A 25,307-nucleotide genomic window follows, 5' to 3' on the forward strand; every position below is an offset into this window, starting at 1 on the left:
GACTGGCATCAAGTGCGGCTGGTGACTTCCAGCAGGTGGTAACCGAACTGCGTCTTCACCGGGCCTTGAACCTGGTTCAGGTCGGCGCTGAATACCACCTTATCGAACTCCGGCACCATCTGGCCGGGGCCGAAGGTACCCAGTTCACCGCCCTGTTGGCCGGAGGGGCAGGATGAGTGCTCCCGGGCCACCTCGGCGAAGTCCTTGCCGTTCTCGATCTCTTGCTTGAGGGCGTTACATTTTTCTTCGCTGTCTACCAGAATGTGACGTGCGCTGGCCTTTGCCATGGGGATGCTCCTGTTTTTCAATGGTGTGATCATTTCACGGGAAGGGATAACAACACCACAAGCTTACCACGCAAATCGGCTGGGATTCGGCCTGACATTGCAGGCGCGAATTCTCCAGGAATGTTTCGCCTCCCCGCCCGGGCTGGTATCTTCTTGTCACTTTCGTTTACCCGAGGATATACGATGTCGGCTTCCGATTTCTCCCAGCATGCCCATCAAGGCTCTCCGCAATTCCGTCTGGTTACCCGGAGTGATTTCGATGGTCTGGTGTGCGGTGTACTACTCAAGCACTTGAACTTGATCGATGAGATCACCTTCGTGCATCCCAAGGACATGCAGGACGGCAAGGTCGAGATTACCGATCGGGATATCACCACCAACCTGCCGTACGTCGCGGGCTGCCATTTGGCATTCGACCATCACCTGAGCGAAACCGTGCGCAACACCGAGCGCGCCGCCAATCATGTTATCGACGCGGACACCCCCTCGGCGGCACGCGTCGTCTGGCAATACTACGGCGGCCATGAGGCCTTTCCGGCGCGTTGGGACGCCATGATGGAAGCCGTGGACAAAGGGGATTCCGCCCAGTTCAACCGGCAGGAAATTCTCGACCCCCAGGGCTGGGTGCTGCTCAATTTCATCATGGATGCACGTACCGGTCTCGGGCGCTTCCGCGAGTTTCGCATCTCCAACTATCAGCTGATGATGCAACTGATCGATTACTGTCGCGACCACAACATCGACCAGATCCTCAACCTGCCGGATGTGCGCGAACGGGTGGAGCTCTACCGCGACCATGAAGACAAGGCCAAGGAGCAGATCGAACGCTGCGCCAGCGTGCACGACAACCTGGTGGTGCTCGACCTGCGCGAGCAGGACCCGATCTATGCCACCAACCGTTTCGTGATCTACGCCCTCTACCCCCAGTGCAACATTTCCATCCACCAGATGTGGGGCCTGAAAAAACAGAACACGGTGCTGGCTATCGGCAAATCGATTCTCGACCGCTCCAGCAACACCAATGTCGGCGAGCTGTGCCTGGACTACGGCGGTGGCGGCCATCTCAATGCCGGCACCTGCCAGATCGACAACGACCAGGCCGATGCCACACTCCATGATATTATCTCGCGCATCAACGCCGACGGCTGACGCCTGATCCTTGGCGCGAGGTGACGAGCTTCCACCGTGACAAGACGCGGCTGTAACAAGGCTTGGATTTATTGATGCGCGTCATGGTTGTCAGGGCGTAATTACGTCACCATGGCGATACCTTACTGAATTACTCGGGTATCGCCATGCAAGCTCTTGTCCGGTTAGATCGAGTCCCCTTGCTGGGTTTGGCATTTCGCCCCTTCTTCTTGCTGGGTGCCGCTTTCAGCATCATCGCGCTGCTGATATGGCTGGCCTTTTGGCACGGCAGCATCTGGTTGCGCCCTTACGGCGGGCTGGTGTGGTGGCATCAGCACGAAATGATTTTCGGCTTTGCGGCGGCCATCATTGTTGGTTTCCTGCTCTCGGCGGTACAAAACTGGACGGGCAAACGCAGCCTGCATGGCGGCCCCCTGCTTGGTCTGGTGTCGGTGTGGCTAGCTGCGCGCCTGTTGCTGGCATTTCCCATGGGCATACCCGCCGCCTGGCTGATTGCGCTGGATGTGGCGTTTCTTCCTCTGGCCGCGTTGGTCGTGGGCGCTCTGGTGGTGTCAGCCAAGCGCTGGCGCAACCTGATCTTCCTGCCAGTGCTCACGCTTCTGGCCCTGGCCAATCTGGGCATGCACCTGGGCTGGGCATGGGGGGATGCCACCCTCATTCGCGACGCCGCTTACCTGGCAGTGCTGTTGATCGGTCTGCTGATGGTGGTGCTCGGCGGGCGTGTCATTCCGTTTTTTACCTCCCTCAAGCTGGGCCGCGCCCAAGTGGCGGGCCTTGCGTGGCTGGAAGCCGCGACGCTAGGCAGCACCGCTCTGGTCGTGGTCTTGCAGGCGTTAGTGGTGGTCGCTGTGCCGGTGCCCGCGGCATTGCTCGCGGGGGTCTTGCTGGTGGCAGCGGTCACCAACGGCATGCGATTGGCACGCTGGGAGAGTTTGCGCACCCGGCATGAGGCGCTCCTTTGGGGACTCCACCTGAGCTATGCCTTCATCGTGGTCGGGCTGGGCATGTGGGCGCTGGCACTGCTGGGGGCATGGCGGGTGGAACTGGCCGTCCATGCGCTGACTATCGGCGCCATGGGCGCCATGATGCTGGCCATGATCTCCCGCGTGTCCCTGGGCCATACCGGACGCCCGATACGTACCTTGCCGGGTATCGGCTGGGCACTAGCGCTTCTGTTTCTCGCCGCCGTACTACGCGCGCCTCTTCTGGCGGTGATGCCGCAGATGAGCCACTGGGTTTACAGCGTCAGTATCCTGGCCTGGTGTGTGGCTTACGCTATCTTTCTGGCGCACTACAGCTGGCCGCTTCTTTCCCCACGAAAGGATGGCAAAGAAGGGTAGTAACTGGATGAGACAGTCATGTAAAAGTATGTCACGCTAAGGCCAGTGCATAACCTTCCCCACCTCTCTTGGAGTCATGGCGCAACATGAACCTTCAATGGAAAAGCCTGCCCTTACGGCGGCGGCTATTTATTGCCTTCGGCAGCGTGTTGGCCCTGGCGATGCTGCTGGCTCTCGGATTGCAGTCTCGCGCGCATACCGAATCGCGGATCGAGAGCTTGCTGGAACAGGAACTGCCTACCCAGCTGGAAAAGCTAGCCTCCCAGCTGAGTTTGCGCCTGACCCCAGGGCTTGCGGTCTCGGAAAGCCTGGCCAATAGTTATTTCATTGAGCAGTGGGTGCGGCAAGGCCTGCCGGAAGAACGCCATGACGAGGTAATCGTTTACCTTGAGCGTCTCAAGCAGCAGCTCAACTTCGAGCTGTTGTTCATTGCCGCCCAGTATGCCGGGCGCGGCCACTACTATCAGTTACGTAACGGAGAGCTGGAACACCGTTACATGCAACCTCCTGGCAATGACGATGACTGGTACCACGAGTTTCTCGCCCGCCAGGTTCCCTATGAGTTGAACCTGGATGCCGATACCTTCACGCCCGAAGAAGCCTTCATGTTTCTCAATTTCTCGAGCCAGACCACAACGGCTGATGGCAAACCGTTAGTGGTGGCAGGCGCAGGACTCGACGTCTCGCGCATGGCCAGCATGGTCGAGACGTTTCAACTCGGTGACACCGGACACGCGACCCTGCTGAATGTCGACGGCAAAGCCGAGCTTGACACCCAAGGCACCCTGCTTGAGCAGGACACCCTCGATGGCAGTGGCAACCGTTTACTGGGTAACGAGCCGTTAGATATCCGAGAAATTACCCGCGATGGAGAACGCTGGCTGGTTGGCACCCTATGGCTGCCCGAGTTGCAGCGTCACCTGATGGTGGAAGTGTCGCGTGCCGACTATACCCAGAGTATTCAGGAGCAATTCTACGTCTCTGTGGGACTCGGCCTGATTATCTTGTTGCTCACCCTGGGAGTGCTCTATCCCTTGACCGGCAACCTGGTACGCCCATTGGTGTCTTTCCAGCGCCAGCTCAAGGAAATCACCCGTAATCTGGACCTGGGAAAGCGCATAGAAACCGCGGACCGCGCCGAGCTGGGCGACCTTGCCGACCAGACCAACCAGCTGCTGGAGCGTCTCTCTCAAGCGATTCATGCCATCTCGCGCAGCGCCGGCGACCTTTCCCAAGTGGCGGAACGACTGGCCCAGACGGCCGGGCTTTCCGGAGGGCAAGATGACTTCAACCAGGAGGCCAGCCAGACCATGGCCGCGGCAGTCGAGGAAATGGCTTCCTCGGTGGCTGAAATCACCTCGACCATGGAAGAGCTTTCCACCTCTTCGACCCAGATTGCCGATCATTCGCAATCGGTGGTCAATGTCGCCAACCAGACCCTGGAATGCAGCCGCAAGGGCAGCACAGCCATGCAGATGCTTCAGACGCGGATGCAGGATATTCGCACCGACAACGCCCGCAGCCTGGAAGAGATCATGACGCTGGGCGCCAAGTCGAAGCAGATCAGCAAGGTCATGGAGCTGATCAACACCCTGGCCGCCCAGACCAAGTTGATCGCCTTCAATGCCGCCCTTGAAGCCTCGAGTGCCGGGGAATCCGGGCGGCGCTTTTCGGTTGTCGCCAGCGAAATTCGACGGCTGGCGGATAGCGTCACCGATTCCACCCAAGAGATCGAAGGTCATACCGACGAGATTCAAAATGCGATAAATCGCCTGGTGGTCACCTCGGAAAAGGGCGCCGCCTCGATTGAGAAAGGCGTCGACGTCAGCGCCGATACAGCCAAGGATCTGGATGCCTTGCTGAGTGCCGCCAGCCAGACCAGCAGCGCCGCCCAGCAAATCTCTCTCTCGACCCAGCAACAGAAGACCGCCAGTAGCCAAGTGGTCATTGCCCTGAGAGACATTGACGCCGCCAGTACCCGTAACGCCCATTCGGTACGCAACATCACCGACATCAGCCAGGACATGATCCATATGTCGGGCGAACTCAATCATCTCGTTCAGGAGTTCTCGCTCAAACCGCCGCCCGGGGGAAACCCGGCGTCGGGTAACCAGCCATCGCAAGAAGATGCTCAGGGATCGGAACAACAGCAAAAACATAAGCAAGCTCAGCCACGGAGCAATGAGCGAGACCCGGCATGATCCGGGTGGTGATCGCCGATGACAGCCGTGTGGCACGCGACGTCTTGCGCTCGATCCTTGAGCGCGCCGACGACATCGAGATAGTCGGTGAAGCAGTCGACGGCCGCGATGCGGTAGACAAGGTGCGCGAGCTTGCGCCTCATGTAGTGACCATGGATCTCAACATGCCTCGAATGGACGGTATCGCCGCCATTGAAGAAATCATGTACAGCCGCGCGCGCCCCATTCTGGTAGTCAGCGACCGCTCGGACGCCGAATCCGCCTATCGTGCCCTGGAGGTCGGGGCGCTGGACGTCATTACCAAGCCGGAACTCGAGGGCGAAGCCGCTGACGCCTTCCTCTACAAGGTGCGCCTGTTGGCGGGCGTCTCGGTCATCACACGCTTGAGGCGTTACTGCTGGCCACCCGCCTCTCGACCCACCGACACCGGCTTGCCTGCGGCCCCTGAGCAAAGCGCATCCAGCCCCAGCCCTTTTTCATGCATTTTCGCCATTGCCTGCTCCACCGGCGGCCCTCAGGCGCTGGCTCGGCTGTTATCCCAGCTGAATACGCCCTTCCCGGCGCCGATCCTGATTGCCCAACATATCAGCCACGGCTTTATCGATGGCATGGCGCAATGGCTGGCGACGCGCTGCCGGCTACCGGTCAGGGTCGCCAGACACAACGAAGCGTTGCAGGCCGGCTGTGTCTACCTTGCGCCTTCGGAATACAATCTCAGCGTAACGCTTCATCACCGCCTGCAGTTGTCGCCCAGCCCGCCGGGGACAATCTATCACCCCAGCGGCGATGTGCTGTTGGCATCGGTAGCCGAGGTGTATACCCATCATGCCATCGGCATCATCATGACCGGCATGGGCAGGGATGGGGTTCTCGGCATGAGCGCCATTCATCGCCGGGGTGGCGTGACCCTGGCTCAGGATGAAGCCAGCTCGGTGATCTACGGCATGAACCAGGAAGCGGTCAATGCAGGTGTCATCCAGCAGATATTGCCGCTCGATGAACTCGCCGCCGCCATGGACCGCCAGGCCCTACGCCGAAAGCCGGCCGGTATGGCGCCGGGGAGCCGCTCATGAACCCGCTGGCCCCTTTTAAGACGCTAGTGAAAGAACGTTGCGGCCTGCATTTGGAAGGGCTCGCGGAAGACCGTCTCGCCAAAGCGCTTACCCAGTTGCGCACCGCCCATGCCCTGCCCGACCTCCAGGCCACCTACCACCTGCTGGAAAGCCGGGAGTCGGTATTCGCCGCCCTGATCAGCCAACTGACGGTCAACGAAACCTATTTTTTCCGTGAGCCGGAACAGCTCGACCTGGTGGCCGACACCCTGGTGCCGCGATTGCTTGAACAATGTACAGGCACGCGCCCCTTGCGCCTGTTGAGCGCCGGCTGCTCCTCCGGGGAAGAGCCTTATAGCCTGGCGATGGCCTTGCACGAGCGTTACGGCGAACGCACCCGAGCGCTGTTTCATATCGACGGTGGCGATCTCGACAGCCAGATACTCGCCAAGGCAAGGCGCGCCGAGTACAGCGGCTTGGCGTTTCGCACCCTGAGTGCCCCTCGGCGTCAGCGTTACTTCACCCCGCTCGGGTCGCGCTACCAACTGATCCCGACGATTCGTGACCTGGTGCATTTTCAAGAACTTAACCTGCTCTCCGCCACCCTGCCTGAAGCCTTGGGCCAATATGACGTGATCCTGTTTCGCAATGTCTCGATCTATTTCTCGCCCGAGACCCGCCGATGCATTCAGGCGCGCCTGAAACAATGGCTCAAGCCCGAAGGCATCTTGCTGTGCGGCACCGCGGAAACATTGGGAAACGATCTAGGCCTGTTCCAGCTGGTAGAAGAAAACGGCCTGTTTTATTTCACACAGATGCCCACCGGTTCGCCGACGGCGCTCGAGCCCCGACCAGCGTCCACGGATGTCCCGGCAACGTCCTTCCCCGAGCCGCCTGAGTTGAAGGGGCCTGCACTGGAGACGCCTGCGCCGCCGAATCCTGTGCAAACGTGCGAAGAGATTCGCGAACACCTGCAGGCGGAACACTGGGAGCATGCCGAACAGGCCCTTGAAACCCGGCTTGCCCAGCACCCCGACTGCCGGGAAAGCCGCCTGATCAAGGCTTACTTACTCTTCAACCGTAAAGCTTTCGAGGCGGCGAATGCCTTGCTTGCATCGCTTCTCGAAGAGACACCCTGGTCGGTGGATACGCTGATGCTGGCCGGTCTGGTGGCACGTTGGCAACAGGCACCGGAAACCGCGGCACGCCACTTCAGGCACGCCATCTACGTGGCCCCCGAATGTTGGCCGGCGCATTTTTATCTCGCCGATATTTACCGGATGGACGCCATAGGCAAGGATGCCGCCGTCCGAGCTCAGCGCGGCTACAGCGCCGTGCAACGGCTACTCGCCGGTAACCGCCAACCGGCGACCGGTCTGGTAACGATTCCGCCGCCATTGCCCCCCGGCGATGCCTGCTTTCTCGCCCAACGCCACCTTGCCACCCTGGTCCTCGATCGGCACGCAACGACGGGAGCCTCCTGAGCATGGCCTTGGACATTCAGCGATTCATTCAGCGCTTCATTGAAGAGGCCCTGGACCATTTGGGGCGCATGGCCGAAGGCATTGCCGCCCTGGAGCGGGACCGAGCGAATACCGAGCGTATCAATGAACTGTTTCGCTCGGCGCATACCATGAAAGGCTCTTCGCGGATGCTCAAACTGACCCCGATCACCGCCACCGCACATAGCCTGGAAGAATTGCTCAGCGCCTTGCGAGAGGGCCAGCAATCCGCCGGACCCGAGATTATCGGCCTGCTCTATCAAGGCATGGATGCGCTCTCCGACCTGGTCGGGCTACTTGCCGACGGCAGCGCGCCCGAGGCGCTGCCGGCTGCCAACCCGGCATTATGCCAAGCCTTGGAAGCGGCCGCATCGGGCCAAGACAATCCGTGCGCCTCAAGCACGCCCTTACCCGCTGACGTTTCTACAGCCACACTTTCGCCGACGGCTGAGCCTTCGCCAACCGCTACGCCCGCTGCCGAAGAGCCGGGCGAAATGCGCTTGAACGATAGCGTACGGGTGCGTCTTGAGCGGCTCGATGAAGTGATTCGTCTGATGGGTGAGGTACTCTCCGGCCACACGCACATGCATCATTTGGCCGGTTGGGCGCGCCGCTTTGCCGGTAACACCCAGGCCCCCGACCAGAGTGAACTGGCCGCTTTCAGCCGCGAATTGAGAGAGGGGGTGCTCACCCAGGAGGCGCTGATGGTCGAGCTGCATGACCGGGCGCTACAGATGCGCATGTTACCGCTGAATATCGTCTTCGACCCCCTGAGTCGGTTAGCCCGCGATATGGCGCGCTCCCTGGGCAAGCAGGTGGATTGTCGGGTGCGTGGCAGCGAAATCGAACTGGATCGGCAGATGATCGATCACCTCTCCGACCCGCTGGTTCATCTGCTGCGCAACGCCCTGGATCATGGCATTGAACCGCCCGAGGTTCGCCTGGCGGCGGGCAAGCCCGCGCGCGGCCAACTGACCCTGGAAGCCTGGCAGGATGGCGGCTGGGTGATGATCGAGGTGAGCGATGACGGCGCCGGCATTGCGCTTGCCGCCCTGCGTGAAAAAGCCTTGCACAAGCAACTGCTCAGCCGCGAACAGCTCGATGCGCTAAGCGAGCGTGAGACACAGGAACTGATCTTTCGTCCGGGGTTTTCCACCAGCGCTCTGATTACCGATTTTTCAGGACGCGGGGTGGGCATGGATGTGGTCAAGCGGTCGGTCGTCGACACCTTGAGCGGCGACCTTCAGCTCACCAGCCGCCCCGGCCAAGGGACATGCTTCACTCTTCGGCTGCCGCTATCGCTGGCGATGATGCGGGTATTGCTGTTTCAAGCCGGTGGCTTGACCCTGGGCGTCACCGCTCAATACGTGGTCGAGCTGGTCGAGCTTCCTGCCAGCCGTTTCATCGCCACCGCAGGCGGCTGGGCGCTTACCCTGTATAACGAGTTCATCCCCGTGATTGCCTTGGCCGAATTGCTCGGCCTGCCTTCAACGGCTGTGGCAACGAGCGATGCACCCAGCGAGGCGAGAGACCCCGGCCGACTGCTGCTGGTGGTGCATCAGGGTCATGAGAAACTTGCGCTGATCATCGATGCGCTGGTGGAGGAAGGCGACCGGGTCATCAAGCCGTTACCCAAGCATTTGCGCAGCCTGCCGCTGATATCCGGCATGGTCACTCATCAACGCAACGACCTGGTCAGCCTGCTGCATGTGCCCGCCCTGCTCGAACGGATGCGACAAACCAGCATGCCGTCAACCCAAAAGGCGCCATCGACCCGGGCCCACCGCGTGCTGGTGGTCGACGACTCCCTCAATACCCGCGAGATCGAAAAAGATGTACTCGAAGCCTGGGGCTATCACGTCACGCTGGCTGAAAACGGCGAGGACGGTCTGCAAAAAGCCTTGGCCGAATCGTTTGATGCGATCCTGACGGACGTGGAAATGCCGCGCATGGATGGCTTCGCCCTGACCGCTCGGCTGCGTGAAGAGCACGCGTATCGCCACTGTCCGATCATCATCATCACCTCGCGCGAGAAAGAGACCGACCGACGCCGGGGGCTCGACGTAGGTGCCGATGCCTACATCGTCAAAGGCAGTTTCGACCAGAACATTCTGGTTGATACGCTCAAGGCATTATTGGGCTGAATACGCTACGCATTGTTAAACGACGAACCAGTGTTTATTGACCAACGAACCACTGTTTTATCGAACAACGTCCCATGAGTGGGCTCACCATGAAGAACCAATTGAGGAGCAGGAAAGTGCGCATACTGGTAGTGGATGATGATCTGCTGGCGGGAGAAATGATCGCAGCGATTCTACAAGAGGATGGCCATGAGATCCTGCTGGCTAGCGATGCCATGGATGCCATGACTCAAGTCGACCATCATGAGGATATCGCGGTCATTGTCAGCGATATGCACATGCCGTTGATCGACGGCATCGAGCTTTATCGCACCTTGCAAGAACAGGGCATCCACTTGCCATTCATCTTGCTCACTGGAAATGCTCCGGAATTTATCGATGCCGAGAAAATCGGGCTCACCGCCTGTCTGATGAAAGATGCAGACATGGACGTTACGTTGAGAGACGCGATTTCCAGCATTTTAAACCATTGAATTATAGGCTGGAACTATCACCTTCACCTTCTTTCGGGTAGCCCCATGTCGAAAACGCACCTGTCACTACAGGACAAGATTAGCGAACTTCGCCAACGCTTCATCGAGCAATTTCCTGCCCGGCTGACGATTGTCACCGAGCAACACCAGCGCCTGAGCGAAGCACCCATCGAGCAGGCTCGTCTTGCGCCGGAACTGCACCGCTTTTTCCACAGCGTGAAAGGCACCGGCAATTCCTTGCGATTCCCTCAGCTGGCGGCACTTGCCGACCAGGCTGAAACGCTGATCACCCAAAAAGAGTCCGCCTTGCTCGATGCCGAAGTGCTGGCGGAATTAGGCTCACTGCTTGAACGAATGGTGGAAGTCCACACCCTGGAAAGCCATGCGCTCCGCCTTGCGAGCGCTGCTGATGGTTTCGAGCCGGATTTCGAACTGAATCAGGAACAAGGCGCCGCTTCGGCTACCCAGAATCCACGGCTGATTTACCTATGCGATGATGAACCCGACCAGGTGGCTCAGCTGATGCATCATCTGCGCTGCTTCGGCCATGACGTCGTGCATTTCTCCACCACCGAGGCATTCTTCGATGCCGTCCTGATGCAGCCCCCGGATGCGGTGATCATGGACGTGCACTTTCCCCAGGGGAAAATAGCCGGCACGGAAACCCTCGCCAATCTGAAGCGCCTCACTGATTTCGACCTGCCCGCGATCGTTATTTCGGGTCACGGCGATTTCACCTCGCGCTTGAGTGCCGTGCGCGCCGGCTGCCAGGGGTACTTCATCAAGCCGGTCAAGCCGCTGGATGTGATGCTCGCGCTGGACGAACTCACGACACCGCAAAAAGAAGAGCCGTTACGCGTGTTGCTGGTGGATGATGAGCCCGACGTCGCGAGCTATCATGCCTTGCTGCTGGAACAGGTAGGCATGGTGGTGAAAGCGGTGCATCTGCCGTCGGAAGCGTTTGCCGCCCTTGAGCGTTTCAGTCCTGATCTCTTGCTGGTGGATTTCTACATGCCCGCCTGCTCCGGCAAGGAGCTGGCCAGCATCATTCGCCAACAGCCGGAATATGTCGGCTTGCCGATTCTGTATCTTTCCAGCGAAACTGATAGCCGCAAGCAGCTTTCCGCCATGGGCGCCGGCGTCGAAGCCTTTCTCACCAAACCGGTGGTGCCGGAGGAACTGGTCACCACGGTGCAGCTACATGCCGAACGCCTGCGGTTATTGCGCTCATTGATGATCCGCGACAGCATGACCGGCCTTTACAACCACAGCACCACCACCGAACTGATCGGTAAGTCACTGGCACATGCCTCGCGCAACGATGAGGCGCAAACCATGGCCATGATCGACATCGATAGTTTCAAGGAGGTCAACGACACCCACGGCCACCTGGCAGGCGATCAGGTGATCGTGACACTGGCACGGCTGCTGCAAAGTCGTCTGCGCCAGTCCGACATCGTAGGACGCTACGGCGGCGAGGAATTCGTGGTGCTGCTCAAGCAGACCACCGCGGGGCAGGCCAGGGATTTGATGGATACATTGAGAGAAGATTTCTCGCGGATCGACTTTCATACCAGCGACCAATGCTTTCGTTGCACCTTCAGTGTGGGAATCAGCGCCTTTCCCCGGCATGCAAGTACCGAACCCCTGCGCCTTGCCGCCGACCAGGCGCTGTATCGCGCCAAGGCCCTGGGGCGCAATCGCGTCGAGGTGGATCCATGAGCCATGCCGGCACGAGCCTTGACCAGGCCCTGAACAACCGCCGCCGCCAGCAGGAAGAGGTGGTGAATGTCGACGAACCCATGACACAGCTGGTGGTGTTCAGCCTGGCCGGACAACGTTTCGCCCTTCCCGGCGAAAATGTCACGGAAATACTGGGAGGTGACCAGAGCGTCTATCTTGTGCCGGGCATGCCCGCCTCCGTCGAGGGAGTGATCAACCTGCGCGGCGAAATCGAATCGGTGATCACCCTGTATTCGCTGTTGCAGCTTACTTTTCCCGATACTGATCTTCCCGGCCCAGCTCCTCCCGGTTCGGTGGCCGCAGGCATGATCCTGATGGCTCAGACCGAGGGAATGCGCAGCGGCTTGCGCATCGAACAGCTGGAAGATGTCTGCGACGTGCCCAAAAGCGTGCTGAAACCACCGCCGGCGGCGTTACCCTCGCATTTGCGTCCTTACGTCACGGGCCTATGGGAACAGGAACAGACCCAACAGGCGGTGGCCGTGCTCAACCTCAACGCTCTTTTTCGTGACTATCGCCAAGGGCTGGGATGATGCAAGACACCCGAGTGGCGCTGGTCGCCTTTACGCTGAATAGTGCTCGTTTCGCCCTGGAAGCGGCTTGCGTCCAAGCCATGAGCGACCATCGCCCGAAAGCCGCCCCTGCTGAGCATTGCCATCGTGCAAGCAGCCTGTTCCCATCCCGGGACGAACCGAGCATTGACACCTCGCACTGGTTGACGCTTGGGGATGATCAGGGTAGCTGGTATCTCGAAGTCGCAAGCGATGTCGAGCTGGTGAACTTGCCGGAGAGTCGAATCCATCCCCTACCTGCCTTGCTCATCGAGCGGCGGCAGATACCCGCGCTTGTGGCGCTGGGCGATTATCAGGGCGAGTTGATGGCATTACTCGATGCGCGTCTCATCCGCCCCTGCAACTGAAACACTTGAGGATTTTTCAGCATCATCGCCAAGGCTCGCTCATCCCTTTGGCGTCCAGTCATGCTGGCCTCGCTCGGGAATCACCAGGTTGGCAAAGTTGCACGGCTTATGCCGACTGTCCAGCTGCGTCGACAGGATGCCATCCCAGGCAGTGCGGCAGGCACCGGTGGAACCCGGCAGGCAGAACACCACGGTGGCATTGGCAAGTCCCCCCAGGCAGCGGCTCTGGATGGTGGAGCTGGCCACCTCCTGGTACGACAGCTGACGAAACAGCTCACCAAACCCCTGGATCTGCTTGTCAAGCAACACCGCTACCGCTTCCGGGGTGGAATCACGCCCGGTGAAGCCGGTTCCCCCGGTGGTCAACACCACCTGCACTTGAGTGTCGGCGATCCATCCGGCGACCATGGCACGAATCCGGTAGACGTCATCGGGCACGATGCGCTTTTCCACCAGTTGATGCCCGGCAGCGGTTAGCCGCTCGACAAGTAGCTGGCCGCTGCGGTCGCTGTCTTCGGTGCGCGTATCGGAAATGGTGAGTACCGCGATGTTGAGCGCATCCATCGGTTCGCTCATTGCGCCTGCTCCTTTTCCTGGGCGGCTTTTCGCGTTTGGCGATTCTCGAAGGCCGCCATTTGCTCAGGGGTGGCTTTCTGCTGGTGGTTGTCTTTCCATTCGGCGTAAGGCATGCCGTAGACATGCTCACGTGCAGACTCGTAATCCAGGTCGGCACCGCGCTCATCGGCAGCACTCACCAGCCACTTGGAAAGGCAGTTGCGACAGAAATCCGCCAGGATCATCAAGTCGATGTTCTGCACTTCCTTGTGCTCGTCAAGGTGCTGGAGCAAGCGACGAAAGGCGGCGGCTTCGAGTTCGGTACGGGTGGCGTCGTCAAGATGCTGCATGGAAAATCTCCCGCTTTTTAGATGGCAAATAGGTGTGGCAATCAGATGCACTCAGCTTAACAAAAGACACAGGAGCGACCACCATGATAGTTGTATCAGCTATTGTTCAGACACTTGTTCATCTCGCATTCACCTGGAGGCGCATCGATGATTTCCCGCGCTGAGCTGACCGGCCTGATTCTGGCCGGCGGCAAAGGCCGCCGTATGGGCGGTCGCGACAAGGGCCTCGAACTGTTCGCCGGTCAGCCGTTTGTGGCCCATGTACAAGGCCGCCTCGCCGATCATGTGAGCGAAGTGTTGATCAACGCCAACCGCAACCTCGAACGCTACGCCGACTTCGGCGACCGGGTGATCGTCGATAGCGAAAGCGGGTTTCTAGGGCCGCTGATGGGCATTTATACCGGGCTCCGGGCGGCCTCCACCCCCTGGGTTGTGGTGACGCCCTGCGATACCCCCGTGCTGCCCATGGACCTGGTGGCACGACTGGTAAACGGCATTGGCGACAATGACATCGCCGTGGCCGACGACGGCGAGCGCCTGCATCCAGTGGTGGCGCTGATTCGCACCACCCTGATCGATGACCTCGAACAGGCCCTGAGCCAAGGCGAGCGCAAGGTCGAGCGCTGGCAGGCACGCCACGCCTGGTGCCGGGTGGACGTTTCAGATTGCGCCCAGGCGTTTATCAATCTCAACAGCGAAGCCGACAAGCACAGTATGGACAAGCGCAATGGCTAAGCAGAGGTTTCCTAGGTCAACCAAGCCACCAACAACCCCACCGCAAGCGACAGCAGCATGGGCAGCGCCACGCGCCTACCCAGCCGGTAAGTGCCGATGAAGGTGGACAGTCCTGTCTTGAACAGGTTATTGGCTGAGGCGGCAATCACGATGCCCAGTATGGCCGTTCCCCCTTCTATGGTGGTCAGCGACATACGCGATAACGACAAGGTGATGGGCGCCACGTCAGCAAGCCCGGACGTGGCGGCCAGCAAATAGACGCCGGTTTGGCCCAACACCTCCCGTAGCCACTCTCCCAGCACCAGAATCAGCGCCAGCATCGCTCCGAGCAACAAGGCAATGCGCAGCTCCAGGGGGTTCTGGGTCAAGGTGGGCCTTTCGACCTTGAGCTTACGGTGCTGGGTGCGCCAGATAAAAAATGCCGGCACATACAAGGCCAGCCCCATCAGTAGAATCGGCGGCGTCAGTGTGGGTAGCAGGCCGGGATTGATCAAGGCCGTGTAGAGTAGAATGCGCGGAAACATGGTGCCGCAGGCCAGCAGGATTCCTACCGCCAACATCGGCTCCAGGTCGGAGTTTCGACGCGACTGGCGGGCGTACTGCAGCGTCAAGGCGGTGGATGAACTGAGCCCAGCAAACAGCCCGGTGAATAGAATGCCTTTTTCGGTACCCCCGATACGGATAGCGAAATAGCCGACAAAGGAAATCGAGGCGATCAGCACCACCAGCCACCAGATATGATAAGGATTGAGCACCCCGCCCGGCCCCATGCTCTCGTCCGGCAGCAACGGCAGCATCACCACACTGATCAAGAGCAGTTTGAGCCCCGCATCGAGTTCGTGGGACTGCAATTTGTACAATAAACCGTGAATTTCACGCTTATTGTCGAGAATCACCGCGGTAATTACTGCACAGGCCGTGGCCAAGGCAAGGTTGATCGCCACCGCAATAGCCCCGAAACAGAAGGTCAGCAGCAGCCCTATCATGCCGGTAATGCTGTAATTTTGCGTTTCGACTGTATGCGCTCGCCATGCCACCAGACTGATCCCGGCTACCGCTAAAAAAATCAGCGGAAAAGCCCAGGGCGTAAGGGCTTGCGAAAGCAGCGCGGCAATCCCCCCCAGCAGCCCCACCAACGCATGGGTACGAATACCCGCCACTCGTTGTCCGGCTTTCTTTTCCCGAGCCACCCAACCGCGTTCGATTCCGATCAAGGTGCCTAACAGCAAGGCCACGACCAGGCGAATGATGGTTTCGTTGGTGGCAAAGAATTGCTGTGTGATGTCATCCATGAAGGGTTGCTCGCTAAGTCCAGAGGGCTGATTCAGGTCAACGAATTTTTAACAAAGTGGTTTTGCCAAGGTATCGTTTGTCAGAGTAACAAGGTATTCCGGGCAAGCTGTGCCTACGCTGAAAGGAGTCTTCTAGACTGGAGGTAGCCATATTCAACAACCATGGGGGTGCCATGTCCAAAATCGATCGCAGAACCTCATCGTCCTCCAAGGATTCACATTCAGATAAGCCGGAAGAAAAGCGCTCTCCTTTCCAGAATGAACCCCCAGCCGCCAGACAACAATGGCTGCTGTTTCTTTGGCTGACGCTGGGTATTTTCCTGACATTTAATTACTTCGATGCCACTGAGCAGCAGAGCCAGGTGGAACTCACCTATTCGGAGTTTCTTGACGCCGTGGAAGCCGGCCACATCGAGGAAGTGACCCTGCATGGCCAGGACGTAGAGGGCAGTTTCAGTGACGCCGGCCGACAAGCCCGTGAGGCCGAGGACGTCGAAACCTTCGAGACCATACGCCCGGATGTCGAAAGCAGTCGCCTGCTGGAACGTCTGGAGGCCAATGGCATCGGGATAGCGGCCAGGCCCGTCGACCCGCCCTGGTGGCAGCGCATGCTGGTCGGCGTATTGCCATGGGTGCTGTTTCTCGGCTTGCTGTTCTGGTTCTGGAATCGCATGCAACAACGCGCCATGTCGGGGGGTGACGGCATTTTCAGCATGGGAAAATCCAAGGCACGCCAGGTGCGCAGCGAAGACAGCAAGGTACGCCTGGATGACGTCGCAGGCTCGGAGAACGCCAAGCAGGAGGTCATCGAAGTGATCGATTTTCTCAAGAGCCCACAACGCTTTCAGGCCTTGGGAGCCAAGATTCCCCGCGGGTTGCTGTTGATGGGTCCGCCCGGCACCGGCAAGACCCTGATGGCCAAGGCGGTGGCCGGCGAGGCAGGCGTGCCCTTCTTCAACGTCAGTGGCTCGGAGTTCATCGAGATGTTCGTGGGCGTCGGTGCCTCGAGGGTGCGCGACATGTTCCAGAAAGCCAAGGAGCAGGCCCCCTCCGTGATCTTCATCGACGAACTGGACTCCATCGGTCGTTCACGCGGGACGGGGATGGGGGGCGGCCATGACGAACGCGAGCAGACATTGAACCAGATTCTCGCCGAGATGGACGGCTTCGAGGAAGGCGAATCGGTGGTGGTGCTGGCGGCCACCAACCGTCCGGATGTGCTCGATTCGGCCCTGCTGCGGCCGGGGCGTTTCGACCGCAAGATCACCCTCGAAAACCCTCACCGTGATGCTCGCTGCAAGATACTGGAAGTGCACACCCGCAAGATGCCGCTAAGCGATGACGTCGACCTGAAGCGCCTGGCCGAGATGACCACCGGTTTTTCCGGCGCGGATCTGGCCAACCTGGTCAACGAGGCGGCCTTGCTGGCGGGGCGTCGTGAACAGAAGGAAGTCGACTGGCAGTGCTTTTCCGATGCTCGCGATCGACTGTTACTGGGTGAAGCCAAGGATGTGGGGCTCACGAATGAAGAACGGCATCTCGTCGCCTACCATGAATCCGGCCATGCCCTGCTGGCGTATCTACTCCCCCACGCCGACCCACTCGAGAAGATGTCCGTGCTGCCGCGCGGGCGTTCGCTAGGCGTGACAGCCCAGGTGCCGGACGAAGACCGCTACAACTACCAGGAGTCTTATCTGCGTGACCGTCTCACGGTGATGTTCGGCGGACGCCTGGCGGAGTCGCTGGTCTTCGAGGAAACCAGTAGCGGTGCGGAAAACGACTTGCAGCAGGCCACCCAGTTGGCGCGACGCATGGTGGCGCGCTGGGGAATGAACAAACGTATAGGGCCGATGATGTGCGCTCAAAGCCAGGAGCACCCTTTCCTAGGCAAGGAAATGGCGCAACAGCGCGAACACAGTGAAGAGACCGCCAATCTGATCGATGAGGAGATTCGAGGCCTGTTGCAGGAAGTCGAAGCGCATGGCCGTGAATTGCTCAAGCAGCATCGTCAGGCACTGGATGCACTCGCTTCAACCCTGGAAGAACATGAAACCCTGGATGCTGGGGAAATCCACGAAATACTTCATAAGCACACGGCTCATCAACACACCTTGTAAAAACAGGGTCAATTTGCTTGTGCACCGGTCAGCCGAATGGCTGGCCGGGGTTAAATAGCAGAGGATTAACGTTAATTTACGTCTTATCTTGATACTATGCATGAGATTTTCCGTTTAAATAAGGTCTTTTAATCTCATGCGTTGGTTTGACACCTCCCATACTCAATCACCGGCCACGTCATACCAGATGTATCGACGTCGTGCGGTTGCCATATATCTGCTGGCACTCGTGGTGATGGTCACCATGCTGACCTGGGTATTGAGTGACCAATATCAACGCGATATTCAGGCAGGGCGTGAGAAGGGGGCGGTACGTGCGGACCTGATCGCCGAATGGGTAAACAATGTATTCATGGTGAATGAATACACCCTGGTGGGTGTCTCCCAACTAGTGGGAACGCCGGGACAATCAATATTTTCTCTTTCAGACGATACCGCTCGAAGTATCGACACCTTTCTGGCGACACGCCGCGACAGCATGCCGATTCTCGATGAGCTGGGGTTGACCGACGCCAACGGCCGAGTCATCCTTTCTTCTAACCCTTCGTATTCAGCGGGTTACGATGTCAGCGACCTGCCCTTCTTCGAGGCGTTCGCCCGCGACTCAAGACGTGATCAACTGGTGACACCCCTGGTCTGGTCCGCTCACGATCAACGCCATTATATTATCCACCTGCGCCGCTTACGGAGCCTGGAAGGCCACACCGAAGGCTTTAGCGTTGCCTGGCTCAACCCCAGCGTGTTTCACGCCACCCTGAAAAACCTGGGAAGGACGCCCGGGGAAAATATTACTATCGTCGATAATCAAATGCAGCTGGTCGCGCGCCATCCCGAATCGACGGACAGCTTGAATGCAAGCACCATAGGGGCGTCTATCGACAAGGCGTTTGCTCCGGCATTTATCCAGAGCAAGGAGCAGCCCACCAGCCTGCGCATGACATCCCCGCTTGACGATAAAGACAGACTTTACTGGCTGCAACAGGTCAATGAACTGCCCTTCATGGTAATGGTAGGCGAGGATCTTCAAGGGTTGTTGAGTAACTGGATGCAACGCCTATGGGTACTTGTCAGTGTCGCCTTGCTTGTGGCGTTACTGGGAGGTTTGGTGCTGCGCCACTACATAGGACGCCTAGGGCTGGAAGAAACCCTGAACCAGCGCATGGCCGAACGTGAACAGGCACGCTATCAAGCCCGCACCCGAGCCGCTCGGCTCCAGGCCCTGGTCAGCTCGATACAGGACATGATCTTCGTTTTTGACCAGGCGGGTCGCTTCACCTATGTGCATGCCGTTGCCCAAGAGCGACTCGCCCTCGATCCCGAAGCGGCACTCGGGCAGCATTACCGCGACGTTCTGCCCAAGTCGGTCGCTGAACGCTTCGCGGAAGTGTCCACTCGGGTGCGTCATACGGAAACGTCCGAAGAATTCGAGTATTCCCTGCGTATCAAGCGAGAAATGCACGCCTTTCATTCGGTTGTCAGTCCGCTCAAGGATGCCGCCAATGCCTTTAGCGGCGTGCTGGCGGTAGTGCGCGATGTGACCCAGGCCAAGGCCAACGAAGCTCAGATGAGAATCGCAGCGACAGCCTTCGAGACCCATCTGGGCATGCTGGTCACGGACGTCCACGGCAATATCCTCAAGGTCAACAGCACCTTTACCCGGATCACCGGCTATCACCAGGACGAGGTGATGGGGCGCAATCCTCGAATGCTCAGTTCGGGGCATCATGACAAGGACTTTTACCGCAAGTTGTGGCAAAGCGTCGCGAAAAACGGCAGCTGGCAAGGGGAAATATGGAACCGGCGCAAGAACGGTGAAATGTTTCCCGAGTGGCTGACCATCAGCGCCGTGCATAACGAAAAGGGCGAACTGACCAACTATGTGGCGACGCTGAGCGATATTACCGAACGCAAGGCCGCCGAACAGGAAATCCATCAGCTAGCGTTTTACGACCCCCTGACCGGGCTTGCCAACCGCAGGCTACTCCAGGAGCGTCTGGAGCAGGCCGTTCAGAGCAGCTGCTCACCCAAGCAAGCTTGTGCCGCCTTGCTATTCATTGACCTGGATAATTTCAAGCAGGTCAACGATACCTTGGGCCCTTATGCGGGTGACCAGTTGCTGCAACAGATTGCCCGAGAACTTGGCCAGGTGCTCGATGAAAGCGATACCTTGGCGCGCCTGGGCGGCGATGAATTCGCGATATTGGCGCATAACCTGGGGAGTACTCCGGAAAAGGTGGCGGCAGTGGCCGAGCGATTGGCTCGCAAACTGCTCGCAGTTCTGCAACGCCCCATTTCGCTGGGAAGCGAGTCACTCACCATTACGGGGAGTATCGGCATTACCTTGCTCTGCGGAAGCAGCGCCACCCAGGATGAAGTGCTCCAACAAGCCGATATGGCCCTTTTTCAGGCCAAGCAAGCCGGCCGCAATACCTTGCGCTTTTTCGACCCGGCGATGCAGTCACGCCTGCAACACCGGGCTCGGCTGGAAGCTGACCTGCGCAAGGCGTTACCCAATAACGAACTGGTGCTCTATTACCAAGCACAGGTGAACGCCGCCGGCACCCCCACCGGTTACGAAGCCTTGCTGCGCTGGGTACATCCCCTACGTGGCATGATCTCGCCGGGCGAATTCATTCCCCTGGCCGAGGAAAACCGGCTGATCATCGAGATAGGTGCCTGGGTGCTGGAAACCGCCTGTCGTCAATTGGTGGCCTGGGCCGACGATCCCAGCAAGGCGACACTGACGCTGGCGGTCAACATCAGTCCGGTGCAATTTCACGAGCCGGACTTCGTCGAGCGAGTCATGCAAATTCTCGAGCGTACCGGCGCCTCTCCTCGGTATCTCAAACTCGAGTTGACCGAAAGCCTGCTCGTCGAAGCCCAACAGCAGGCCCGCGAAAAGATGCTGCGCCTGAAACAGACCGGCTTGAGCTTTTCGCTGGATGATTTCGGCACCGGCTATTCATCCCTTGCCTATCTCACTCAGTTACCGCTGGACCAGCTCAAGATCGACCAATCCTTCGTACGGCATCTGCTGGATGATCTCGCCAATGCAGCCATCGTCGAAAGCACTATCGGGCTGTCTCACAGCCTGGGGCTGGAAGTAATCGCCGAAGGCGTGGAAACCGAGGCTCAGCGAGCCTGGTTGATCGAGCATCACTGCCACGCCTTCCAGGGTTATTTGTTCGCGCCTCCGCTTCCGCTCGAGTCGTTGTGATCGCGACAGGCCTTGAACCCGCTGGCCAAGCTGTCGGCGCTGGGTAGGGCTTGCGGTGGCGCGATGATCTCCAGGCGTGAATCCTGACGCCAGGCACTGTTTTGCATGTGCATGGCGCCTTCGGCACGGTTGAGAAGCTTCCAGCCGTCCTGGGTATGCAGGATGCCTTTGACGCGAACCTCTCGAGGCAGTGCGCTGAGTTGGGCGGTGAGCTGATCGAGATCGAAGCATTTCTCGGGATGCCAACGCCAGCTCAGGCTGGTATAGCCCAGGGCGCTGCCGGTCTCATGCTGAGGTTTTCCCAAGGGGGGCGGTCTATCCACCACGGCAGCAAAAACATCATCCAACATGGCGGGCGCCGCAGGGACATGCAATGCCTGATGCGAGGCCGGCCTGGAAGGGGCGGCTGCCGTCGCGGCATGGCGGTTTTTCAGCGGTTCGCTTTTCAACTGGCCGCTTTTCAACAACAGATCGATCGGCAAGGCGCCGTGAGGGGCCTCGACCAGCCATTTTTTCGGCGGCCAGTAGGACTCCACCCGTTCACGAGCGGCCTGTTGCTGCGCGATGCTTGCCTGGTCGGTCATGGTCAGCACCACGGCATCGGCCATTTCCAGCTGGTCGCGGAAGGTCTCGTGTTCGCGCACCCGCTGTTCATCGAGTCGGCGCGGATCGAGGGTGGCGATGATGTCCTGAACATCCAATACCTCGGCAAACGCCTCGCCGCGCAGCATATCGAGCAGCCCGGCAGGGTGGCCGAGTCCGGAAGGTTCGATGATCAAACGATCCGGGCGATGGCGGTGTAGCAGGTTAACCAGGGTGGCCTGCATCACGAACGCCAGCTGACAGCACAGGCAGCCGCCGGGCAGCCCTTTGACGATCACATCATCGCGTTCGGTGAACATGGCCTGATCGATACCGATCTGCCCGAATTCATTGACCAGCACCGCCCAGCGTTCATCCACAGGCTTGTTTTCGATCAGGCTGTGGATAAGCGTGCTCTTGCCGCTACCCAGAAAGCCGGTGATCAGATGAGCAGGTATCTTTTTCAAAATTAGCCTCCGGTCATGTTCATAAAGCGTACCACTATTTAGTGACGACTAGCCGCTGCCTCTTGCCAGCGCGCCTCCAAGCGGCCACCCTTTGCTTCAGCCACTATTTCAACCTAACTGGAGCTCGCCCATGAGCGATTCGCCTACAGATCCCCGTCGTCGACATTCCGCCCCGGTGGTGGATGGTGTCGGTAAAGCCGCCAGCCGTGCCATGTTGCGTGCGGTGGGCTTCAAGGATGAGGACTTTACCAAGCCCCAGGTAGGCATTGCCTCTACCTGGAGCAACCTTACGCCCTGCAACAGCCATATCGATGAACTGGCCAGACAGGCGAGCGCCGGCGCCGATGCCGCCGGGGGCAAGGGGGTAATCTTCAATACCATCACCATTTCCGATGGCATTGCCAATGGCACGGAAGGCATGAAGTATTCGCTGGTGTCGCGGGAAGTGATCTGTGATTCCATCGAGACGGTAGCCGGCTGTGAAGGCTTCGACGGCCTGGTCGCCATCGGCGGTTGCGACAAGAACATGCCGGGTTGCCTGATGGGCCTGGCACGGCTTAACCGCCCCAGCGTGTTCGTCTATGGCGGCACCATCCTGCCCGGCAAGGGCCACACGGATATCGTCTCGGTATTCGAGGCCATGGGCGCTCACAGTCGCGGCGATCTCGACCTGATCGAACTCAAGCAGATCGAGGAAACGGCGATTCCCGGCCCCGGCGCCTGCGGCGGCATGTACACCGCCAACACCATGGCCTCGGCGATCGAGGCATTGGGCATGAGCCTGCCGGGAAGCTCGGCGCAAAACGCCGTCTCGCAAGCCAAGCACGACGACTGCCACGCCGCCGGGCAAGCGGTGCTGGCACTGCTCGAGCGTGACATCAAGCCTTCCGACATCATGACTCGCGAAGCCTTCGAGAACGCCGTCACCGTGGTGATCGCACTCGGCGGTTCGACCAATGCGGTGCTGCACCTGATCGCCATGGCCAATACCGTGGGGGTCACACTCGATCTCGACGACTTCACCACCATCGGCAAACGCGTGCCGGTGCTCGCCGACCTGCGCCCCAGTGGCCATTACATGATGAGCGAACTGGTGGCGATCGGCGGCATTCAACCGCTGATGAAGTTGCTGCTCGACGCGGGCCTGCTCCACGGCGATTGCCTGACGGTCACCGGCAAGACCCTGGCTGAAAACCTGGCCGAGGTCGCCCCTTACCCCGACGACCAGACCATCATCGCCCCGCTTTCGGCCCCCCTGAAAACCGAAAGCCACCTGCGTATCCTGTTCGGCAATCTGGCACCCGAAGGGGCAGTGGCCAAGATCACCGGCAAGGAAGGTACACGCTTTTCCGGTACCGCTCGGGTCTTCGGTTCCGAAGAAGAAGCCCAGGCACGCATCAATGACGGCACCGTGGTCGCGGGCGACGTGGTGGTGATTCGTTACGAAGGTCCCAAGGGCGGCCCGGGGATGCGCGAGATGCTCACCCCGACTTCCGCCATCATGGGCCGGGGGCTGGGCAGTGAGGTGGCGTTGATTACCGACGGGCGTTTTTCCGGCGGCAGCCACGGCTTCGTGGTCGGGCATATCTCGCCGGAGGCCTTCGACGGCGGCCCCCTGGCGCTGGTGGAAGACGGTGACATGATCACCATCGATGCCCAGGTCAATACCATCGAGATCGACTTAAGCGACGAGCAAATGACCCGTCGCCGCGCAGCCTGGCAAAAACCTGCACCCCGTTATACCCGCGGCGTGCTGGCCAAGTATGCCAAGGTGGTCAGTTCGGCCTCGACCGGCGCGGTGACGGATATTGCGGATGGCCCTGAACTCAACAAATAAGCACAGCGACTGAGGGGGCGCGGGCTTGCCTGGCCCCGGGTCGTGGTGTTCATCAAGGATGTCGACGGCTAGTGGATCGAGGTCGCACCGGCCGACCGGCTCTCTGCTCTGGGCGATTGAGCTCAAGTCCGAGTTCGCCAGGAAGGCATGGTACCCTCCCGCTAGATCGGGAGAGAGCCACCATGGCCAAGGATTCGCACCCTACCTCTGGCGCGACCGCAAACGACGTCTCACTTCGAGACAAGGTCGCGTTCCTGTCGAGTTCCCGGGCTTACGCCGGTTTCGAGGGCAAGGTCGACGTCAAGGAGACCCACATGGCCTGGGTCTTTCTGACAAAGGATCAGGTCTACAAGCTCAAGAAGCCTGTCGAGTACAATCATCGCGACTGCCATGACCCGCGCGACCGCGAGTTTCTTTGCCACGAGGAGGTTCGCCTCAACCGTCGCCTGGCACCAGAGGTTTACCTGGGTGTGGCATCGCTGGGGCTGGATTCCGAGGGCCGGCTCAAGATCAATGGCGAGGGAGAGGTGGTCGACTGGCTGGTCGTGATGAAGCGACTGCCCGAGCATCTCATGCTGGATGCGGCGCTGTCGCAGGGCACTGTCACCAGGGCCCGGGGCACCCGGGTCGCCGAGCGGCTCTCAGGCTTCTATCAGGGCCTCGAGCCGGTCGAGATGTCGATAGAAACCTACCTGGATCATTTCAAGCGCGAGCTCGACAGGAGTCGAGAGGTCATCGCTGATACGCGATTCTCGGTGACAAGGGATGGGGTGGTGCCGCTCATCGACCGCCTCGACCGCCTGCTCGCCGAAGAGCCTGACCTGCTGGGGGAGCGCGCGCATCAGGGGCGGATCGTCGAGGGGCATGGTGATTTGCGCCCCGAGCATGTCTGCCTCACCGAGCCTCCCGTTGTCATCGATTGCCTCGAATTCAGCCGCCCTCTGCGGCTGGTGGACCCCTTCGACGAGTTGAGCTTCCTGGGCCTCGAGTGCGACCGCCTCGGGGCCGCCTGGATTGGCAAGCTATTGGTCAACGACTGCGCCCGGACGCTCGATGATCGGCCAGACAGGCGGTTGCTGGCCTTCTATAAGGCGTATCGTGCCTGTCTCAGAGCTCGTCTCTCGCTTGCTCACCTGCTCGAGCCGGATCCGCGCACGCCGGAAAAATGGGAGCCCCAAGCCAGGGAATACCTAGCCTTGGGGCAGCAGGCCTGCCGTGAACTGGACTAGGGCCTGTTGACCTTTCACATGGGTAGCCATAAAAAACCGCAGGCCAAGGCCACCATGCTTTCGTAGTTTCGTTTGAGTTTGTCATACCGCATCGCTATCGCGCGATACGGCTTCAA

The 25,307-nt window shown here is 59.5% G+C and carries 20 protein-coding genes and 1 pseudogene; 15 read left to right on the forward strand and 6 right to left on the reverse strand.

Going from position 1 to position 25,307, the window contains the following annotated elements:
- Positions 1–8: 8 nt before the first annotated feature.
- A complete protein-coding gene (locus DU506_RS12665) occupies positions 9–287 on the reverse strand; it encodes a peptidylprolyl isomerase (protein WP_114487277.1) in 279 nt (92 codons plus the stop codon).
- A 183-nt stretch (positions 288–470) separates the two neighbouring features.
- Here DU506_RS12665 and DU506_RS12670 point away from each other — a divergent pair, with 183 nt between their 5' ends.
- The 10 genes from DU506_RS12670 (at position 471) to DU506_RS12715 (ending at position 12,810) form a co-directional block, all read left to right on the forward strand.
- Positions 471–1,436, forward strand: coding sequence for an exopolyphosphatase (locus DU506_RS12670; RefSeq protein WP_114487278.1), 966 nt, complete (start codon positions 471–473; stop codon positions 1,434–1,436).
- 146 nt (positions 1,437–1,582) lie between these two features.
- Positions 1,583–2,776, forward strand: a complete 1,194-nt coding sequence (locus DU506_RS12675) for an NnrS family protein (protein ID WP_114487279.1) — start codon at positions 1,583–1,585, stop codon at positions 2,774–2,776.
- An 86-nt stretch (positions 2,777–2,862) separates the two neighbouring features.
- Positions 2,863–4,977, forward strand: a complete 2,115-nt coding sequence (locus tag DU506_RS12680) for a methyl-accepting chemotaxis protein (protein WP_114487280.1) — start codon at positions 2,863–2,865, stop codon at positions 4,975–4,977.
- On the forward strand, positions 4,974–6,050 hold the full coding sequence (cheB, locus tag DU506_RS12685; protein ID WP_114487281.1) for a chemotaxis-specific protein-glutamate methyltransferase CheB: 1,077 nt from the start codon (positions 4,974–4,976) through the stop codon (positions 6,048–6,050). The genes DU506_RS12680 and cheB overlap by 4 nt, the downstream gene beginning before the upstream one ends.
- Positions 6,047–7,513 carry a CheR family methyltransferase gene (locus DU506_RS12690; RefSeq protein WP_114487282.1) on the forward strand — a complete coding sequence of 489 codons (1,467 nt, stop codon included), beginning with the start codon at positions 6,047–6,049 and terminating at the stop codon, positions 7,511–7,513. The genes cheB and DU506_RS12690 overlap by 4 nt, the downstream gene beginning before the upstream one ends.
- Before the next feature lie 2 nt (positions 7,514–7,515).
- Positions 7,516–9,675, forward strand: coding sequence for a hybrid sensor histidine kinase/response regulator (locus DU506_RS12695; RefSeq protein WP_114487283.1), 2,160 nt, complete (start codon positions 7,516–7,518; stop codon positions 9,673–9,675).
- 116 nt (positions 9,676–9,791) lie between these two features.
- Positions 9,792–10,148, forward strand: coding sequence for a response regulator (locus tag DU506_RS12700; protein WP_114487284.1), 357 nt, complete (start codon positions 9,792–9,794; stop codon positions 10,146–10,148).
- A gap of 45 nt (positions 10,149–10,193) precedes the next feature.
- Positions 10,194–11,870 (forward strand): diguanylate cyclase, encoded by a 1,677-nt coding sequence (locus DU506_RS12705; protein WP_114487285.1) that lies wholly within the window; start codon positions 10,194–10,196, stop codon positions 11,868–11,870.
- A complete protein-coding gene (locus tag DU506_RS12710; protein WP_114487286.1) occupies positions 11,867–12,424 on the forward strand; it encodes a chemotaxis protein CheW in 558 nt (185 codons plus the stop codon). The genes DU506_RS12705 and DU506_RS12710 overlap by 4 nt, the downstream gene beginning before the upstream one ends.
- Positions 12,421–12,810, forward strand: a complete 390-nt coding sequence (locus tag DU506_RS12715) for a hypothetical protein (RefSeq protein ID WP_114487287.1) — start codon at positions 12,421–12,423, stop codon at positions 12,808–12,810. Before DU506_RS12710 ends, DU506_RS12715 begins: the two co-directional genes overlap by 4 nt.
- 39 nt (positions 12,811–12,849) lie before the next feature.
- On the opposite strand, the gene moaB is transcribed toward DU506_RS12715, so the two are convergent.
- Both moaB and DU506_RS12725 read right to left on the reverse strand, forming a co-directional pair.
- Positions 12,850–13,386, reverse strand: a complete 537-nt coding sequence (gene moaB / locus DU506_RS12720) for a molybdenum cofactor biosynthesis protein B (RefSeq protein WP_114487288.1) — start codon at positions 13,384–13,386, stop codon at positions 12,850–12,852.
- Positions 13,383–13,715: a DUF1244 domain-containing protein gene (locus DU506_RS12725; RefSeq protein WP_114487289.1), complete on the reverse strand. Its 333-nt coding sequence runs from the start codon at positions 13,713–13,715 to the stop codon at positions 13,383–13,385. The genes moaB and DU506_RS12725 overlap by 4 nt, the downstream gene beginning before the upstream one ends.
- 147 nt (positions 13,716–13,862) lie before the next feature.
- Between DU506_RS12725 and mobA the strand changes: the two genes are divergently transcribed.
- Entirely contained in the window at positions 13,863–14,450 is a 588-nt protein-coding gene (gene mobA / locus DU506_RS12730; RefSeq protein WP_114487290.1) for a molybdenum cofactor guanylyltransferase MobA, read from the forward strand.
- 11 nt (positions 14,451–14,461) lie between these two features.
- On the opposite strand, the gene DU506_RS12735 is transcribed toward mobA, so the two are convergent.
- The gene (locus tag DU506_RS12735; RefSeq protein WP_114487291.1) at positions 14,462–15,742 is read right to left on the reverse strand and encodes an MgtC/SapB family protein; all 1,281 of its coding nucleotides are present in this window, start codon (positions 15,740–15,742) and stop codon (positions 14,462–14,464) included.
- A 173-nt stretch (positions 15,743–15,915) separates the two neighbouring features.
- Between DU506_RS12735 and ftsH the strand changes: the two genes are divergently transcribed.
- Both ftsH and DU506_RS12745 read left to right on the forward strand, forming a co-directional pair.
- Positions 15,916–17,859, forward strand: a complete 1,944-nt coding sequence (gene ftsH / locus DU506_RS12740) for an ATP-dependent zinc metalloprotease FtsH (protein WP_114487292.1) — start codon at positions 15,916–15,918, stop codon at positions 17,857–17,859.
- A 187-nt stretch (positions 17,860–18,046) separates the two neighbouring features.
- Positions 18,047–21,076 carry a bifunctional diguanylate cyclase/phosphodiesterase gene (locus DU506_RS12745; RefSeq protein WP_235825601.1) on the forward strand — a complete coding sequence of 1,010 codons (3,030 nt, stop codon included), beginning with the start codon at positions 18,047–18,049 and terminating at the stop codon, positions 21,074–21,076.
- On the opposite strand, the gene DU506_RS12750 is transcribed toward DU506_RS12745, so the two are convergent.
- A complete protein-coding gene (locus tag DU506_RS12750; protein WP_235825603.1) occupies positions 21,037–22,125 on the reverse strand; it encodes a CobW family GTP-binding protein in 1,089 nt (362 codons plus the stop codon). The genes DU506_RS12745 and DU506_RS12750 overlap by 40 nt on opposite strands.
- A 130-nt stretch (positions 22,126–22,255) precedes the next feature.
- Here DU506_RS12750 and ilvD point away from each other — a divergent pair, with 130 nt between their 5' ends.
- A complete protein-coding gene (ilvD, locus tag DU506_RS12755) occupies positions 22,256–23,962 on the forward strand; it encodes a dihydroxy-acid dehydratase (protein WP_114487294.1) in 1,707 nt (568 codons plus the stop codon).
- Between the two features lie 314 nt (positions 23,963–24,276).
- Positions 24,277–25,191 (forward strand): hypothetical protein, encoded by a 915-nt coding sequence (locus tag DU506_RS12760; protein WP_147273752.1) that lies wholly within the window; start codon positions 24,277–24,279, stop codon positions 25,189–25,191.
- Between the two features lie 14 nt (positions 25,192–25,205).
- Here DU506_RS12760 and DU506_RS12765 read toward each other — a convergent pair.
- Positions 25,206–25,307 (reverse strand): annotated as a pseudogene (locus DU506_RS12765) (IS5/IS1182 family transposase); the annotation flags it as partial.

Source organism: Vreelandella rituensis (assembly GCF_003336665.1).
GTDB lineage: Bacteria > Pseudomonadota > Gammaproteobacteria > Pseudomonadales > Halomonadaceae > Vreelandella > Vreelandella rituensis.

Excerpts from the sequence above, each read along its gene's own strand:
- ilvD (WP_114487294.1), top strand. The coding sequence starts at position 22,256 with ATGAGCGATTCGCCTACAGATCCCCGTCGTCGACATTCCGCCCCGGTG.
- DU506_RS12675 (WP_114487279.1), top strand. The coding sequence starts at position 1,583 with ATGCAAGCTCTTGTCCGGTTAGATCGAGTCCCCTTGCTGGGTTTGGCA.
- ftsH (WP_114487292.1), top strand. The coding sequence starts at position 15,916 with ATGTCCAAAATCGATCGCAGAACCTCATCGTCCTCCAAGGATTCACAT.
- cheB (WP_114487281.1), top strand. The coding sequence starts at position 4,974 with ATGATCCGGGTGGTGATCGCCGATGACAGCCGTGTGGCACGCGACGTC.
- DU506_RS12665 (WP_114487277.1), bottom strand. The coding sequence starts at position 287 with ATGGCAAAGGCCAGCGCACGTCACATTCTGGTAGACAGCGAAGAAAAA.
- DU506_RS12710 (WP_114487286.1), top strand. The coding sequence starts at position 11,867 with ATGAGCCATGCCGGCACGAGCCTTGACCAGGCCCTGAACAACCGCCGC.
- DU506_RS12725 (WP_114487289.1), bottom strand. The coding sequence starts at position 13,715 with ATGCAGCATCTTGACGACGCCACCCGTACCGAACTCGAAGCCGCCGCC.
- mobA (WP_114487290.1), top strand. The coding sequence starts at position 13,863 with ATGATTTCCCGCGCTGAGCTGACCGGCCTGATTCTGGCCGGCGGCAAA.
- DU506_RS12745 (WP_235825601.1), top strand. The coding sequence starts at position 18,047 with ATGTATCGACGTCGTGCGGTTGCCATATATCTGCTGGCACTCGTGGTG.
- DU506_RS12690 (WP_114487282.1), top strand. The coding sequence starts at position 6,047 with ATGAACCCGCTGGCCCCTTTTAAGACGCTAGTGAAAGAACGTTGCGGC.
- DU506_RS12695 (WP_114487283.1), top strand. The coding sequence starts at position 7,516 with ATGGCCTTGGACATTCAGCGATTCATTCAGCGCTTCATTGAAGAGGCC.
- DU506_RS12680 (WP_114487280.1), top strand. The coding sequence starts at position 2,863 with ATGAACCTTCAATGGAAAAGCCTGCCCTTACGGCGGCGGCTATTTATT.
- moaB (WP_114487288.1), bottom strand. The coding sequence starts at position 13,386 with ATGAGCGAACCGATGGATGCGCTCAACATCGCGGTACTCACCATTTCC.
- DU506_RS12705 (WP_114487285.1), top strand. The coding sequence starts at position 10,194 with ATGTCGAAAACGCACCTGTCACTACAGGACAAGATTAGCGAACTTCGC.
- DU506_RS12670 (WP_114487278.1), top strand. The coding sequence starts at position 471 with ATGTCGGCTTCCGATTTCTCCCAGCATGCCCATCAAGGCTCTCCGCAA.
- DU506_RS12715 (WP_114487287.1), top strand. The coding sequence starts at position 12,421 with ATGATGCAAGACACCCGAGTGGCGCTGGTCGCCTTTACGCTGAATAGT.
- DU506_RS12760 (WP_147273752.1), top strand. The coding sequence starts at position 24,277 with ATGGCCTGGGTCTTTCTGACAAAGGATCAGGTCTACAAGCTCAAGAAG.
- DU506_RS12735 (WP_114487291.1), bottom strand. The coding sequence starts at position 15,742 with ATGGATGACATCACACAGCAATTCTTTGCCACCAACGAAACCATCATT.